At 50.3% G+C, this 15725-nt stretch carries 12 protein-coding genes; 7 read left to right on the top strand and 5 right to left on the bottom strand.

Going from position 1 to position 15725, the window contains the following annotated elements; all coding sequences use genetic code 11:
• Positions 1–310 precede the first annotated feature (310 nt).
• On the top strand, positions 311–1036 hold the full coding sequence (locus VB741_RS13105; RefSeq protein ID WP_323365633.1) for a cytochrome b/b6 domain-containing protein: 726 nt from the start codon (positions 311–313) through the stop codon (positions 1034–1036).
• A gap of 138 nt (positions 1037–1174) precedes the next feature.
• Here VB741_RS13105 and VB741_RS13100 read toward each other — a convergent pair whose 3' ends face one another.
• Positions 1175–3031 carry a cache domain-containing protein gene (locus VB741_RS13100; RefSeq protein ID WP_323365632.1) on the bottom strand — a complete coding sequence of 619 codons (1857 nt, stop codon included), beginning with the start codon at positions 3029–3031 and terminating at the stop codon, positions 1175–1177.
• 635 nt (positions 3032–3666) lie between these two features.
• On the opposite strand from VB741_RS13100, the gene ndk reads away from it, so the two are divergent.
• Positions 3667–4116, top strand: coding sequence for a nucleoside-diphosphate kinase (gene ndk / locus VB741_RS13095; RefSeq protein WP_323365631.1), 450 nt, complete (start codon positions 3667–3669; stop codon positions 4114–4116).
• 157 nt (positions 4117–4273) lie between these two features.
• Here ndk and VB741_RS13090 read toward each other — a convergent pair whose 3' ends face one another.
• The 3 genes from VB741_RS13090 to ggt all read right to left on the bottom strand — a co-directional run bounded on the left by VB741_RS13090 (position 4274) and on the right by ggt (position 8177).
• Positions 4274–4918: a hypothetical protein gene (locus VB741_RS13090; RefSeq protein ID WP_323365630.1), complete on the bottom strand. Its 645-nt coding sequence runs from the start codon at positions 4916–4918 to the stop codon at positions 4274–4276.
• A 230-nt stretch (positions 4919–5148) separates the two neighbouring features.
• On the bottom strand, positions 5149–6501 hold the full coding sequence (miaB, locus tag VB741_RS13085) for a tRNA (N6-isopentenyl adenosine(37)-C2)-methylthiotransferase MiaB (protein ID WP_323365629.1): 1353 nt from the start codon (positions 6499–6501) through the stop codon (positions 5149–5151).
• Between the two features lie 128 nt (positions 6502–6629).
• Positions 6630–8177: a gamma-glutamyltransferase gene (gene ggt, locus VB741_RS13080; RefSeq protein ID WP_323365628.1), complete on the bottom strand. Its 1548-nt coding sequence runs from the start codon at positions 8175–8177 to the stop codon at positions 6630–6632.
• 766 nt (positions 8178–8943) lie between these two features.
• Here ggt and VB741_RS13075 point away from each other — a divergent pair.
• From VB741_RS13075 to VB741_RS13055, 5 genes are all read left to right on the top strand, one after another.
• Positions 8944–10389, top strand: a complete 1446-nt coding sequence (locus VB741_RS13075) for a hypothetical protein (RefSeq protein WP_323365627.1) — start codon at positions 8944–8946, stop codon at positions 10387–10389.
• 32 nt (positions 10390–10421) lie between these two features.
• Positions 10422–11486 carry a succinylglutamate desuccinylase/aspartoacylase family protein gene (locus VB741_RS13070; protein WP_323365626.1) on the top strand — a complete coding sequence of 355 codons (1065 nt, stop codon included), beginning with the start codon at positions 10422–10424 and terminating at the stop codon, positions 11484–11486.
• A gap of 14 nt (positions 11487–11500) precedes the next feature.
• Positions 11501–12496, top strand: coding sequence for a hypothetical protein (locus VB741_RS13065; RefSeq protein ID WP_323365625.1), 996 nt, complete (start codon positions 11501–11503; stop codon positions 12494–12496).
• A 116-nt stretch (positions 12497–12612) separates the two neighbouring features.
• Positions 12613–13380, top strand: a complete 768-nt coding sequence (locus tag VB741_RS13060) for a hypothetical protein (protein ID WP_323365624.1) — start codon at positions 12613–12615, stop codon at positions 13378–13380.
• 264 nt (positions 13381–13644) lie between these two features.
• Positions 13645–13947, top strand: coding sequence for an isochorismate lyase (locus VB741_RS13055; RefSeq protein WP_323365623.1), 303 nt, complete (start codon positions 13645–13647; stop codon positions 13945–13947).
• A gap of 179 nt (positions 13948–14126) precedes the next feature.
• On the opposite strand, the gene VB741_RS13050 is transcribed toward VB741_RS13055, so the two are convergent.
• Entirely contained in the window at positions 14127–15557 is a 1431-nt protein-coding gene (locus VB741_RS13050) for a tetratricopeptide repeat protein (protein ID WP_323365622.1), read from the bottom strand.
• Positions 15558–15725 lie beyond the last annotated feature (168 nt).

The following is a 15725-nucleotide window of genomic DNA, read 5'->3' as shown; positions in this document are numbered from 1 at the left end:
ATGTTCTGCCGTATTCGCGGTTACCTATCCACTCTACGCAAACAGGGGCATAACGTTCTGGATGCCCTCATGGGATTGTTCTCTGGAAACCCTATAACTCTCCTACCCCAGCCTGAGTAGTTACAAAACTTCACCGATCATTTCTGCAAAACTTCACCCAGGAAATCAGCAAATATCAAGGTGACTTAGCATCAACTTCACCATTGGCTCATTAAAGATTTAAAAATCTCGCCGATAGATCGACAAAACTTCAACAGAAATGTCCGTAGCCAGAGTGTTTGCCCCTGTAAAGTATATCTAAAAACGATTTATGAAGTCTACTCAGCCCTACCAACCCTTACTCCTGAGAATTTTGCATGGTGTTACGGCGCTGTTCCTAGTAATGGCACTTTTAAGTGCATTCTGGACCTATAACACCTACGATGGCCGCTGGGGCACGTTACCCCTGCCGAAATATGAGGAGATTGAAGGGGTCCATGGCACCTTTGGCCTGTACACGCTCTTAATCTTTCCTGCTTTGGTCCTGTATTCGTTTCATCGGGGACAACAACGATTGATGGCACCCGACGAGGCCCTTAAGTTGACAGCTCAGGTGGGTAGACCGATTTGGTGGCACATCCTTAGCCGGATGACCAATACGGCCACCCTGCTGGCCCTCACCTTTGCCCTATTTAGCGGCAAAATGATGGATGATCAATGGCTACCCCAGGGAGAACTGGATCATTTCTGGTACTACGTTCATTTGATTTCCTGGGGGGTGATGGTGGTTGCGATCGCACTACATCTACTGATGAATGCCAAAGTAGGGGGCATTCCCTTTCTTCGCTCCATGCTAACTAGCAAATTTCGGCCACAAGATAGCCCCAAACTTTGGAAAAACCACATTAAATTTTGGTGGTCAAACTTCAAACTTAATTCCTGGACAGACAGGGGGCGGGCCATCGCCCAGCGATCCAAACTAGAACTGAGCATTTGGGCCAGCCTGATCGCCGCCTGGATCATTTCCCTAGGCAAAGAGCTCTGGTCCCTGATTTAATGGCCCATGTCATTAGCTCAGTCAACTGAATGGCTGCCAACTAAATGCGTCCGTCCGAGCCATGGACACAACAAAGTCATACAAGACATTCGTAACAACTACCCTGAGTCAACATGTAGCTTACTCTGACCAGCGCAATCATTCCCGTTTCCTTCTCTGCTCTAGATTCACCAAAATCATTTCTGATATAAATTTCACCTGGCTATTCAGGTTGGAGGAAATGGCCTCTAACCTGAATAGGGTTTCCATGATGGAATTGACCAAAGAAAACATGGATCGAGAGCTACTGAGGGCAGTCTGTCCGGCTTGAAGGATATTGCTAGTCTGATAATTCAACTTTTTAAGAGTAGTTTGCTGCTTTTGCTCATGGGCTTTGAGGTGAGCGATATCGGTAGTTAGCCTTGCCATCAGCACCTGAAGATGAGTACCGTTGGGCACAGCACCATTGTCTATGGCAACTGACAGATTCGCCAGATAGGCCTCAACCGAAGTAAATAGTTCTGTAGCATTTACATCGGCTGACAACCGTCTCAGGTCTCCATCCAGGGCCCGTTCCATGGTAGAAAGCGCATCGATGTGAATATCCACAGACTGATCATCTTTATCAGTCAAACGGTTCTGAACCTCCTGAATCAGGACCTGTTGCTCCCTGGCTTCATTGTCAACGCGAGTGGTCAGTTCTAAAACCTGCTCAATCACCTGGTTAGTATGTTGGGTTTCCTGACTGAGGGCTTGCTTGTAGTAAAGGATGGTTTCATCATTTTCATTTAGTTGCTCCAAAATTTTGAAAAAGCACAGGGATAGCCGATCCAACTCATCCTGGTGATGCCACTCTGCCAGCAGATTAAAGTTATTTTTTTTAGAATCATTGATTGGCAGTTGGTTGCACTGGAGCAAAATGGGTTTAAGCCGACGATTAAGTTTACTAATCGCCAGAAAAAGAATTATTGTCAATGCCGCCATGACCAAAGTTGTTGTCACCGCCGTAATCGTAAAAATTCGGTCATAGACAGCACTATAGGGCACAAAACCTAATAGAATCCAGTCCTGTCCAGGGACAGTATTATAGGCCCAGTAGCCAGTTGCGCTCCGTAAAAAACCTGTTCCGCCAACGCCCTTTTCCCACAGCCTCCTAAGTTCCTCAATATCTCTCTGGGTACCTGGCTGATTGTATGCATCAGTGGGATCTGCAATCACCATGCCTGAACTGGTTATCAAAAGAAAGTGTCCGGCGCGACGAAACACCGCATCGTCCAACAACCGATTCAAGTAATTGCCGTCAATATCCACCAGGGTGGTACCTAACCATTCCCCCTCGTTGCCAAACATGGGTAAATAGTAAGTCAACAAACGGTTATTGTCTGGTCCTTCATAAGGTTCAGTCCATATACTGATCTGGGGTAAAAAATATGACTGATAACGCTGACTTTGCGGATAAAACTCGCCCTTGTCATCGGCCAAATCCTCGTAGCGAATGGCGTCCTGATTAAAGGCAGTATTGTCCTGTTGCAGGATCGCTGAATAGTATGGAAACATCCAGGATTGGTCAACGATGATGCCATTTTCGCTCTGGCCTAAGCCCAACCCGACCACAAATTCTGGCCGCCGTTCAAATAACTGTAGAACAATTTCTCGATACGTATCTGCATACTGGGCCTGACGTTCATGGAGTGTAGTCGCACTCACCCCCAAACCATAGGCCAGGGTTTCTGCTATTTCTGCAACGGATGCGATCTCATTAACCTTGCCAGCCAAGCTACTACGCACCTGTTCTTCTGCCTGCCCTTTTAGCAGTTCACTAAAGAAACAAGCCATCCCCCCCATCCCTCCCAGGGTGCTCAGGATAATTAGCCAAAATAGTCGTCCACCAAATGAGTTGAGATGAAACAACCTCAACAACCTTTGATACAGATTTGGTCGAAGAATAGGAGAAACAGTATCCGAAGGCTGATCTAAGTCTGTTTGAACCAAGGTTGGCAGCTTCGGAAAACTCATAAATGGAATAAGAAATTATAGATTCAAGGAAAATATAGCCACGTCTCAGCTTTGCTTTCCCTAGGATACGAATGATTCAGATGTATACCTGATTGTTCCCCTTTCTAAGTCAGGACAGGTTAGATTTACAGGACAACAATATCAACGTCATCATGGGAATATCTAGGTTTAATCAATTATCCAAAAACCTGAGCGGCAACAATCATCCACCCTACTATTACCGGCCATAATCCAGGACAATCCAACTGAAATTATATAGATGTGTACATGGTTGTTACCCATGGGGAGCACTGCAAGCCTTAATTAGCCTCCATGGGCAGTGGCTGAACGTATTCAGCATTTGCCATACCACCATGTAAGCCATACAAATTGGAAAGATCTACTTCCCTGCCTGGATGTGAGAAGATTGAGCGCATCCAGGGGTGTCGTTTAGGATACACACCATTGCTAGATGGATACTGGCCCTAAATTTGTCCTGGATACCGGATTTTTAAAGGAGCGATACGTAAAATGACCGCAAAGGGATATACCCTAGATCTGGCTCTATTACAGAGTGTAGATTGCACCGATTGCGATCAAGCTTAATCGCTCGGTGTCCTCATAAACTCAATAAACGTATTGTTAGGAGTAAAACTGTGGAACGCACTTTCATTATGATCAAGCCCGATGGTGTTCAGCGCGGTCTGATCGGCGATATCATCAGCCGGTTTGAAACCAAAGGATTTAACCTGGTGGGCATGAAATTCATGGCCGTCCCCCGTGAGTTGGCAGAAAAGCACTATGGCGTCCACAAAGAGCGTCCCTTCTTTGGTGGCTTAGTGGACTTCATTACGTCTAGCCCCGTGGTTGCCATGGTTTGGGAAGGTGAAGGCGTCGTCGGCTCTGCCCGCACCCTGATCGGTGCCACCAACCCCATCAGCTCACCCCCTGGCACTATTCGTGGTGACTACGGCGTTACCATTGGCCGCAATATTATCCACGGTTCCGATGCCATCGAAACAGCCCAGACAGAAATCGCCCTCTGGTTCTCCGAGGGCGAGCTAGCTAGCTGGGAATCCTGCGCTCAGGGCTGGATCTACGAATAGATGCAGGCAACCATAGCAAAATGCCTCCCTAACAAGGGCATTGATAGGGCTATGGACACCATGAATTTAAACCTAGCCATATTGAGCAGGGGGCTAACCTTAGATCCGATCAATATGGCTTTTTTATGGCTTTTGGATCCATTCTCTTTTGTCGACCCTAATCCTTCAACACATCCATTAGAAAACGGGTGGGCTCACTAGCAGAAATTTGCTGAATTGGCTTGTGATCAACAATGTCAAACTTGGCTCCTTTTTGGCGCAGGTTATCATCTAGGGTGGCCAGAAAGCCTTTAGTAATATAATCATCCCCCACCTGCAACCAGCCAATGCCAAGTTCATCGTTATGATCCAACTTTTGCGAGGCCGCTACAATTTGCTTGGCAATGGCTAACCGATCCGTCGGCTCATGATCAATCAAAATGATAATTATCTCGCCATTCTTGGGTTGTTGCCCGGTTGCTTTCTCAGCAAAATAACGGTCAAGAACAGTTTGTAGTATGGGGGCTAAAGTCAGCTGTTCTGGTAGGGGCGCTGTTGCCATCAAGGACTCAAGATTGGCCATATTCACATTTTGATGAATTTGAAACTCACCGGGATTGCTTCCCCCTTGATATACCGTCAAGCCATTCACCGCTAACCGATGGCATTGGTCCGCCAGCCCTAAGATTTGACTATGAGCCTGCCTCCACCGTTGCTCAAACCTAGGTGCCATCCCCAATCGATGCAACTGAGTAGGCGCATGGATCAGCGTGTAGTTACGGTGATGTAATTGGGCAGGCAGGATAGTTGCTGTGTCTGCCATGATCTCAATTCCTCAATTTGCAACGATGGTGATTAATTTCTAGGATGCCCCTGATTTAGGTTCGTCACATCGAACGGGTGAACATCAGCCATTCTCATACTTGACTATCGTCGCCAATGGCGTTTACAGCCCTGCTCGTCCAAGGCTGGCGAAGCCCACGGATCATGGCCAAAGATAAACACGCGGGAGCATGGTGGGATCACGTTTCAAACAAAGTTTGCGCCGCTGGGTTAAGCCCCAACCAACGCCTCAACCCTCTCGCCAGTAAGGCTAAAGGGACGAATTTCAGTAATTTTGACGTCAATAATTTTGCCCTTGAGTTCGTTGATGTCGCCGGGGCAGAAGGTGAGGCGGTTAGTGCGGGTGCGGCCCATTACCTGCTGTGGATCTTTGGGGCTGACATCTTCTACCATGACGGATTCAATCCGGTGGAGATAGCGCTGGGAGCGTTCGGCCGCCTGCCTCGAGACGAGATGGTTAATGCGCTGCAGACGATCTTTCTTAGTGGCCTCGTCTACCTGGCTATCCCACAGGGCGGCGGGGGTATTGGGCCGAGGGGAATAGGCGGCGGTGTTGACCATGTCAAAGCCGATGTCCTCCATGAGCTGGAGGGTGTTTTGAAACTGGGCTTCTGTTTCACCGGGAAAGCCGACAATGGCATCGCCACTGATGGCGGCATCGGGCACATAATGTCGAACTTTGTCGATAATGCGGCGATATTTCTCATGGGTGTAGCCCCGGGCCATGGCCTTGAGCACATCGTTATCACCGGACTGGAAGGGAATGTGGAAATGCTCACAGACTTTAGGCATTTCGGCACAGGCTTTGATCAGCCGCTTTGTAAAGTAGCGGGGGTGACTGGTGGCAAAGCGAATCCGCTCAATGCCGGGTACATCGTGGACGTAGTACAGTAGATCGGTGAGGGTATTTTGGCGGCGACCTTCTGCGGTAATGCCGGGTAAATCCCGACCGTAGGCGTCAATATTCTGGCCCAGCAGGGTGACTTCTTTATAGCCCTGTTGTCCCAACTGTTCCATTTCAGCCCGAATCGCCTCTGGGGTCCGGGATTGTTCGACACCGCGCACCCCAGGAACGACACAGTAGGTGCAACGCTCATTGCAGCCATAGATTACGTTCACCCAGGCAGAGATTTTGCTATCTCGGCGGGGCTTGGTGATGTCTTCCATAATATGGATCGGCTCGGTGGCCACCACCTGGTTGCCGTCAAAGACCTGCTCCAGCAAATCCCCTAGACGGTTGGCATGTTGCGGCCCCATCACCAGGTCCAGTTCGGGCACCCGACGCAGCAGGGCTTCCCCTTCTTGTTGGGCCACACATCCGGCCACTACTAGGGTGAGGTTGGGGTTGGTGTGTTTACGTTTGGTCTGTTTGCCCAAATAGGAGTAAACCTTGCTCTCGGCGTGGTCGCGGATGGTGCAGGTGTTGTAGACCACCAAATCGGCGGCAAATGGGTCCTCAATCCAGGTCATGCCCATGTCGTCGAGGATGCCTGCCATCCGCTCGGAGTCGGCTTTGTTCATCTGGCAACCAAACGTGGTGATGTGGTAACGACGATTATCCATGGGGAGCTTATACCTTTGAGCCTGACACGACCATACTAGACAGTCTAAAACAGTGATCTATAGTCATTGGACATAGCCATTAATCTACAGTGGCTAATTTACAGCCGACAGTGGCTAACAGCGGTTATTTATTGTGCCACAGCAACCGCTCCCCTGCGGCGGCTATCTCCTGCTCCGTGCAGGCAACCGTTGACATCCACACCCACGGCATGGACACCGCCAAAGAACATGTTTTGGGCCTGCCACCACACGGGATTGGCGCTGCCCATGATCGGCCCTAGGGCGGCCTGGTCAAAGCCTGGTTCTAGATGAAATACCTGATTTTCCCAGTGGATCCGCGGTGCGGCTACCGCCGCTTCTAGGGGCATGTCAAAGTCCACTAGGTTGGAAATTACCTGCAAAATGGCGGTGCGAATGCGGTTGGAACCACCGGACCCTAACACCAGGTAGGGGCGACCATCCCGCAGCACCATGGTGGGGGCCATCATGGATGACATGCGCTGGTTGGGGGGCCACTGATGGAAGCCGTGGGGGTTGAGGTCTTCTTCCCCCAGCATGTTATTCACCATGATGCCGGTACCGGGGATGACATAGGAGGAGCCTTCGCCATTGGAGGTGGTAACACTGGCGGCATTGCCGTCGTCGTCGATGACGCTGAGGTGGGTGGTGCTGCCTAGTTTATTGGTGATGGCCGATGAGAGGGATGCGATCGCATCCCCCAAAACCGCTCGATACTTCCCCAAATGCCCCGCCGACAAAAACTCCTCCGCCACCCGAGGCTGATGGATTCGGGCATCGTAACCATCGCAGCGGGCCATATTGGTCAGCCGCATCGCCTGACTCAGGGCTAACAGATGGTCAGGACTGCCGTGGTCCGCCAACCGACAGTCCGCCAATAGGGCCAAGGAACAAGCAATCAAGCCCCCACCCGCACTGGGGGGAGGATTGGTCAGCAGCTGGGTGCCATGGTAGTCCAGACACAGGGGCTGACGCTCGATCACTTGATAGTTGGCAAAGTCCGCAGCGGTCAAATAGCCCCCTTGGGTCTGGGTGATTTGATCGGCCATATCCTGCCAAAAGGCCCCTTCTCCTTGGCTGACCAACCGCTCCAGGGCATCGGCAAAATCTGGCATGTACAACCGATCCCCCGCCTGCAAAAGCTCACCATCAGGCGCATAGATCGCCCGAGAACCAGCCGTCGCCAGCAAAATTGGTCGCAGCAGCCCATAGACATAGGCAAAAAAATCATTGACGATGACGCCCTGGCGGGCCAGTGCGATCGCAGGCTCCACCACCCACTTCAGTGGCAACCGTCCCAGGCTGCGATGCACATGCACCAGCCCCTTGAGTACCCCCGGCACCGCCATCGCCCCTAGGCCAATGTGAAACTCCTGCACCGCATCCCCAAAATCAGCATGGATCGGATAAAAATCCAGCGGATGGGCCAGCGCTTTACTGGCCGGTGTTTGGGAAAAAAAATCAAACAGCACCGACTCCCCTACCCCCGTGTGGGCCAGCAAAAAGCCACCCCCCGCCAAGGAGGTCAACACCGACTCCGCCACACAGGAAGCCAGCACCCCCGCCACCGCCGCATCAAAGGCATTGCCCCCTTGGTTCAGCATCTCCACAGCCGCCGCTGCCGTCTGTTCATGGCCCGCCGCAACGACTCCACCCATAGCATTTCACCCACTCCCATCGATAGCCAACGTACCAGAAATTGCCCTACCCATTCCCATCGTTCCTATACATAAAAAAAACAAAAGAAGCTAAGCGTTAACCAAAATTTTCAATCTTTACTTAACTTCTATAAATTCTGTTGTAATGCCCTGATGTAACTTCCCTCAAAAGAACCAATTGCCCCCAGGAGAAAAGCTAGGAAGCCTTTACAAAGAGGACGTTGAGTTGATCCCAACCCAGCCTAAAGCACGAGCCCTTCACTCTCGGGGATCGTAAACTTTAGTCTACAAATCCCTGATCCCCAACACATATGATCTATATTGGCATTGAAGCGAATGATATCGCTTCCCTGGCAGATTAAACAGCTAGAGAAAACAAGGTAAAAGAGGTAAAGCTGTTGCATATTGGTCTGTCTCGTTTAAACCAACACCCAATGGGTCAAGCTGATACATCCTATCGCTGTTAGGTTGGGAGCCATGGTCTAGTTGTTGCGTAAGATGCTCAAAGGGCAGTTAACAACAACATAGGATTCATCTCCGCATCATAGCGAACTAAAGGAAAGGATGTTCCTCAGGAAGACGGTTGGGTGTTGCACTTTTAAAGGGTTTATCCCGTGGCTGCGTTCAATCATCTCTATCTAATACGCTGGTCGGTATATTAAACAGAGCCGATGGTATATCGCTAAGAATCATTAAGGTTAATGGAATTAGCCGATACCCGAAGCTCTATCATTAGGTTCCTACGTTTCAAGTGAATTCGCATACTTTGAACAATTTAAGATCGGTGGTGCAGGTCTCTCCTGACAGCTTTGAGACCTCGACGCACTTTTATCCCCGCGTTTTAAATGCTCGGATTCATCCCATGGTGCAACACTTTTTTGGCCTTGGGAATGAACGCATCGCTGAGCGCTATATCCACCTGCATCCTGAGGTCGATCCCCAAGCGGTGCGGGATGTGTTGGCCCATACTAACAAATATTTTCTTTGGGGCGGTGCGGATCTGTTCCCCGCTACCACCGATGACGGGGTGCGGCAAATTATTGTGATTGAGACCAATTCTTGTCCATCGGGGCAAAAGTCGATGCCCTTTGGGGATGATGCCCAGGAGCAAAGCGGTTACCGCACCCTGTTAGAACAAACATTTCTGCCGATTTCAAAGCGACGACGCCTGCCCAAGGGAGAGTTAGCCGTTCTCTATGACAAAAATGAAATGGAGACCTCAGGCTATGCCGCAATGTTGGCAGATATTACGGGGGAATCCGTCTGGTGGGTGCCCTGTTTTCAGGACGATGAAAACTTGCCGACCCGTTTTGTGGAAGGCGTCCTAGAAATTTGTACTCCCCATGGCGACTGGGTGCCAATTCGTGCAGCTTTTCGCTATGTCACCCAACGGCCCTGGACCCGGATTCCCACCCTCAGCCGCACAGCAATTTTGAATCCGGTGCTGGTCTGTCTTAGCGGTGGCCGCAATAAGCTAATGGCTGCCAAAGCCTATGACTTTTACAATGCTGAGCTGCAATCCACCGGCCTTGTGATCCGCACCCCTGAGACGATCTGGGATGTGGCCAAAAATGAGGTGCCTTTATGGGTCGAGCGCATGGGGGGGATTGCGGTGGTTAAAGACCCCTACAGTAATGCTGGACAAGGAGTATATACCATAACCAATGAGCAAGAGTTAGCGGAATTTATGGCCATTGACTTTCGCTTTGATCGGTTTATTGTCCAAAGTCTGGTGGGGAATTCGGGGTGGAGTTCCCAGACTAAGAAGGGGCGGTTTTACCATTTGGGGACGTTGCCCGATCGACGGAAAAATATTTATGTTGCCGATCTCCGCATGATGATTGGAGTGGGTGTCAGTGGCTCTTATCCAGTGGCCATTTATGCCCGTCGAGCCCGTGAGCCGTTGACCGCCGAACTCGATGGGACGACGCCGTCTTGGGATATGCTGGGCACCAACCTCTCGGTGAAGCATGGGGATGGTTCTTGGGGTAGTCAATCAGAGCGGTTAATGCTGATGGATAGCCGGGATTTTAACCAGTTGGGCATTGGTTTGGATGATCTGATTGAGGGGTATTTGCAAACGGTGCTATCGATGATTGCCATTGATAAAATGGCGCAGAAATTAATCACGCAAAAGGGAGGGTTTCGACGTCGCCTGTTTTCCTCCCTCAACCCAGATCCAGCCTTTGTAGACGATATCTGTAGTGAATAAGAGAATATTGATGTCGATACAAGGAGTAATCCATGAGTAGCCGTCAGTCTTTAGACTTTCCCGGTGCCTATGTGGTGAATGAGTTGGATTTGGACCATTGGCCCCAAGGCACATGCTCAAAACTCATGGTTGATTTGATTAATGATGGTTTGGGACGGTCATTGCGGCTACCGGTGATGGTGGGGCGGGGGAACCATCCAGGCCCTGTGCTGGGCCTAACCGCCGTCCTCCATGGCAATGAACTGAATGGTATTTCTGTGATTCATCGCCTGTTTGAGACTTTAGATCTACAGGCTCTACGGGGCACCATTGTTGGGGTAATCGTGGTGAATGTGCCTGCCTATCTCAACAATGAGCGTACCTTTGACGATCGTACGGACATGAACCATGTCATGCCAGGTAAGGCCAACGGCAATATTGCTGAAATCTATGCCCATCGGTTTTTAGAGCGCATTGTTCGCCGGTTTGAGTATTTGATTGATTTGCATACGGCTAGTTTTGGCAACGTCAATTCTCTTTATGTGCGGGCTGATATGACCCATGAGGTGACGGCTAATATGGCCTATCTCCAGCGACCGCAAATTATTTTGCATAACTCACCGTCAGATCGCACCCTGCGGGGAGCGGCCATGGAAATGGGGATTCCCTCGATTACGGTTGAGATTGGAGATCCCCAGGTGTTTCAGTCGCGGCATATTAAGGCATCCCTCAGTGGCGTGCGCCGAGTGATGTCGGACATTGGTATGCTACCGCGTCGTCCGTTAGGTAAAGGACCTCTCCCTGTGCTGTGTGAGCAGTCCATCTGGCTCTATGCGGATCATGGGGGGCTGTTAAAAGTTTTACCTAAACCGACGGATTTGGTTCAGGCTAATGATGTGATTGCCCAACAGCGGGATATCTTTGGGCAAGTAATTTGTGAATATCGGGCACCCTATGATGGCATTGTGATTGGCAAAAGTGTGAATCCTGTGGCTCAGACTGGGTCTAGGATTTTGAATTTGGGGGCGATCGCAACGCCGAATGACCATCCATTTTATCGGTGGATTGAAGATACGGCGTCGAAGGCTCCTTCGTTAGAACATTTAGCGGTGCAGTAGGACGAGCTGAACAGATGCAGATTACGGTTTTGGTGAATAATGCCCAGGATATTCAGCCGACTCAAACAACGGCGATGCTGATCGGTGCGGCGGTGGCCCAGGGGCACCGAGTGGGAATCGTTGATGTGGGTGGTTTGGCCTGCCGTGCCGATGGTCAACCCTGGGGGCAGGTGAGGCGGTTGACCCACCAGACTGGGAACTTGGCAGATCTTATGCGGGCGATTGTGGAGACGCCGCCGGTGGCAATGCCACTGCTGGATACGGATTTATTGTTAATGCGGACGAACCCGGCGCGGGATTGCGATCGCACCCCCGCCCACCACTTTGCCCTAGCCATAGCCCGTCGCTGCCAAGATAGCGGTGTTGCTGTGGTCAATCAGCCCAACGGCCTGATGCGAGCGGCAACAAAGCTATATCTGTTGGAGCTGCCCGAATTTACCCGGCCGAAAACGCTGGTGAGCCAAAATCGGTTAGAAATTTTGGAGTTCATCCACAACCTGCGGGGCCCCGCTGTCCTGAAACCATTACAGGGAACCCGAGGCAGCGATGTGTTTGTCGTTTCCTCAGCCGAGGATAACAATCTCAACCAAATCATTGACGTGATTTTACGTCAAGGTTTGGTGATGGTCCAGCGTTGTATTCCAGGTGCGGCTGCGGGCGATACTCGGGTTGTTGTATTTAACGGCAAAATCCTGCAACTCCACGGTCATGCCGCTGCCATTCGACGTGTTCCTGCACCAGGAGACTTTCGCAGCAATCTCCATGCTGGCGGTCACGCCCAACCCGCTATGATTACGGACGCCATGAACAACGTTGTTACTGCCATTGGCCCCAAGCTTGTTCAGGATGGCCTTGCCCTAGTCGGTTTAGACTTTATTGGGGATCAGCTGATCGAAATCAATGTTTTTAGCACCGGTGGCCTACGCCATGCTGAACAATTTACGGGCCAGTCTTTTTCCGACTATATCATTCAGTCATTCGCAGATCGCTTTCTCTTGGTACCCGTTTAGGCTAGATCATCAGGGATAGCAAAATTGTTTAAGAACTGTGCGGACAGCGTAAGTCATGCTAGAAATGGACTACTTTAGACCTGAACTGTTTCAAACTTTAAGACAGGGTATGTAGGATGGCGATAATAGCGCTGAAGGCTTGGTATCTCCAGGATTATGAACCGGTTCGGGAGCTGGAAAAACGGCCCCACGATCTGCGGCTGGCCAAGAACAGCTTGCTGAAGTCGGCACTGCGGGCTGACTTTTTGGACGATATCGACGAAGTGCGGGAAGCGGAGTGGTTCCAGCGCTATCTGGAAGGGGACGCGGTGGAGTTTTATGTGGAGGGGAGTGGGACCTATGCGATCGCAAACATAGACCTAATCAGCCATGAAATCTACTTTGCCAAAGCCGACTCCCTAGCCAACCTCGACCCCGTCATATTCCTTTGCTACCAAGAGGAATACCCCGAATCCAGCGATCTGCTCCGGGCAGCCCTTGAACCTTACATCGAAAAATTTAATCGCCGCGCCCGCCTACCCATCCAGCTAGTGGAATCCCACCGCCTCAGCCAGGGGCCTGTTCGGCTCAACAGCACCCTGATGCGCCATATCCGTCGTAGCCTGCTGTTTATCGCCGACGCCACCCCGATTTTAGCCGCCGACAGCGACCGGCCCCTGCTGCTGCCCAACCCCAGCGTCTGTGTCGAGCTAGGGTATGCCCTCAACGCCAAACGACCCGAACAGCTGATCGTGGCCCAGATGGAACGCGACGACCTGCCAGGGCAATTTCCCTTTGACATCGCCGCCCAGCATAAGCTGGAATTTACTAACAAATCTGCCCTGCAAAAGGCACTGCCCAAACTGCTAGATGCCAAGCTCCAGCGATTTAATCTCGCTAGCTAGGGTATTCCCCATACAGCTTTGTGACCCATCGTTGGCGTTGGTACAGCAATAAGGCCCTCAGAATTGGGGGTTAGCCCAGTCTTTATAAAAAATAAGAAGAAGATCAGGCGTTTGGCTTTCTCGCAAAAGCCCCCAAACCCCCTTTCTTGAATGTCCTTTGGGCTATATTCTGGGGCTTTGAGTTCAGTCTCCCCCAAAGTTTGGGAAACCCCATTATGCCTAGTTGGGACAATTGATGTTTTACGGCTCTTAAGCAGTTTAATCATGAAAATACCTAATCAATGTGAAAGTATGGCGGACATTCGAGCCGAAATCGATCGGTTGGATCATCAAGTTATTGCACTACTTGGTCAGCGTTTTGCATACGTCAAAGCCGCCTCTAAATTCAAGACAAGTGAAAATACTGTCAAAGCACCTGAAAGATTAAAAGCAATGTTACAGCAACGTCGAGTTTGGGCAGATGAGGAAGGGTTAAGTGCAGATGCAATTGAAAAGATGTACCAGGATTTAGTTAATCACTTCATTGATGAAGAGATGACGCACTGGAAACAGTCCAGAAATAAGTAGGCGCACCGTATAACATAGCTTCTGAGCCGAACGAGAGCAAGTAACTCTTTAGAAAGTTCTGTTAAATTCCCTGAGTTATCGTGTTTGTAGACAAGCGAATTTTCTGGCTCCAAAGTGTTTCGGAAACAAACTCTTGAGAGTCAGTTATACTGTTTATTCACGGTGAAGTCTTGGGTGTTTTAACGTTCTCTTGCTGTTGGATAGAGATCAAAGCGTGGATTGATGGGATAGAGCACGAGGTTTTCGTCTGGTCGATAGCAGTCGAGATGGGTTTGCAGTTGCTGTTTGCGAATTGCATAACCTTCTTGAGCTGCGTAGGGATAATGATCAATTAAGTTTTGAGCCTGGTCAATTTGCCCCGTTTGGGCATAAAGGCGCACAATTTGCTCCACATCATCTGGCGATCGCTCCTGTTCTGGAAGGTCGATCAGAATGCTTGCGGTGCGGTCGAGGAGGAGGATAGATTCCTGGGTTTGGCCTCGACCTAAGTAGGCTCGGATCAAACGCGGGACAATAAAGGGAAAACTGCGCGGTGCATGGTACTGGTCAATAAGAGAGACAGCCTGTTGAGCAATGGTTAAATCGCCAACAGACAGCGCAGTAATGACCAGGTTGTCAATATTGGTTTCTTGAAGTGCTTCTGGCCCGATCTCTTGGAAGGTTGCCCAGGCGGGGGGGAGTTGATTGTCATCAAGGAACTGCTGCACCACCGACGACAAAACAGCATTGGGATAGTTGGGGGCCGATTTGGCCCATCTCACCGCTAACTGACGGGAAGCCTCAGCCGCATCAGTTTGACCTATTTGGTTTTGGGCAACGGCGATCGCACCATAAGCGGTGGCACGGGTATCGAGTTCCTGAATACCCGCCGCAATCGATGCAGTTTTGGCAAATACCGATTCAGCCTGGGCCGGTTGTCCGTTGCTGTGAAGCGTGGTCGCAATCTGGGCTAGCGTGGCAATGGCAGGAGAATAGTTAGGATATTTGCGGGGAATGCGTTCTGCGATCGCAACAGCCCGATCAGGATTAGAAGTTTGAGCGTAGGCAATGGCAAGCTCTTGAAGTAAGTCAATCCGTGCTTCAGGGTTGGTTGCGAGCAATCGCTGGATGAGCGGTTCAATCTGGTCTAGAAGCTCGAATTGGGTTGCCAGTGTCACCAGTCTAAATCCTGCCTCAATCTTGTTTAGGGGAATGAGACGTTCCATCGCTACTTTTGCTTCAGGTACGTAGCCGTTTTCTGTCGTTTGCCACAGCAAATAGACTGCATTACGATTTTCTATTTGAACCGCCACTCGAATGAATTGCTCAATTGCCTCGGTTCTTGCCTGAGACTGATTCCGTTTGCGATATTCGCCTGCAACGGTGAGGAGATGTTGAAATTGTCGATCAACCGTATCCTGTTGCAAAGTCTGAAAAACGCGATCGGGATTTCCACCTGCCTGAAAATAGGCCTTTAAAAATGGAATTTCGTTGTCGTACAGTGAATCTTTAACGGACTCCCAGGTTTTGGTGAAGAGTTGATCTGCGATCGCAGGTTGGTTCATCTGTTCGTATGCAGCGATCAATCGAGCATATTCGTAATCTTCTCCATTGATGAAGCCTTCAAGCATAGCATCTAGGTAAGGCTGGGCTCGATCAAGGCGATTGAGTTTTAGGGCGAACGCACACGTTTCTTAATAATTATCAAACAGAGGATTAAGAAGCCATAGGATCTAAGGCAACCTCGTTTGCCCATGGATGCCTGGTATGACTCAATCTACTATTGCCACGTTGAAAGA

Source organism: Leptothoe sp. PORK10 BA2 (assembly GCF_034932105.1).
Taxonomy (GTDB): domain Bacteria; phylum Cyanobacteriota; class Cyanobacteriia; order Phormidesmidales; family Phormidesmidaceae; genus Leptothoe.
The sequence above is the reverse complement of the archived record's forward strand: the minus strand, read 5'-3'. Positions and strand labels throughout refer to the sequence as shown.

Excerpts from the sequence above, each read along its gene's own strand:
- VB741_RS13105 (WP_323365633.1), top strand. The coding sequence starts at position 311 with ATGAAGTCTACTCAGCCCTACCAACCCTTACTCCTGAGAATTTTGCAT.
- VB741_RS13100 (WP_323365632.1), bottom strand. The coding sequence starts at position 3,031 with ATGAGTTTTCCGAAGCTGCCAACCTTGGTTCAAACAGACTTAGATCAG.
- VB741_RS13090 (WP_323365630.1), bottom strand. The coding sequence starts at position 4,918 with ATGGCAGACACAGCAACTATCCTGCCTGCCCAATTACATCACCGTAAC.
- miaB (WP_323365629.1), bottom strand. The coding sequence starts at position 6,501 with ATGGATAATCGTCGTTACCACATCACCACGTTTGGTTGCCAGATGAAC.
- ggt (WP_323365628.1), bottom strand. The coding sequence starts at position 8,177 with ATGGGTGGAGTCGTTGCGGCGGGCCATGAACAGACGGCAGCGGCGGCT.
- VB741_RS13070 (WP_323365626.1), top strand. The coding sequence starts at position 10,422 with ATGAGTAGCCGTCAGTCTTTAGACTTTCCCGGTGCCTATGTGGTGAAT.
- VB741_RS13065 (WP_323365625.1), top strand. The coding sequence starts at position 11,501 with ATGCAGATTACGGTTTTGGTGAATAATGCCCAGGATATTCAGCCGACT.
- VB741_RS13060 (WP_323365624.1), top strand. The coding sequence starts at position 12,613 with ATGGCGATAATAGCGCTGAAGGCTTGGTATCTCCAGGATTATGAACCG.
- VB741_RS13055 (WP_323365623.1), top strand. The coding sequence starts at position 13,645 with ATGAAAATACCTAATCAATGTGAAAGTATGGCGGACATTCGAGCCGAA.
- VB741_RS13050 (WP_323365622.1), bottom strand. The coding sequence starts at position 15,557 with ATGCTTGAAGGCTTCATCAATGGAGAAGATTACGAATATGCTCGATTG.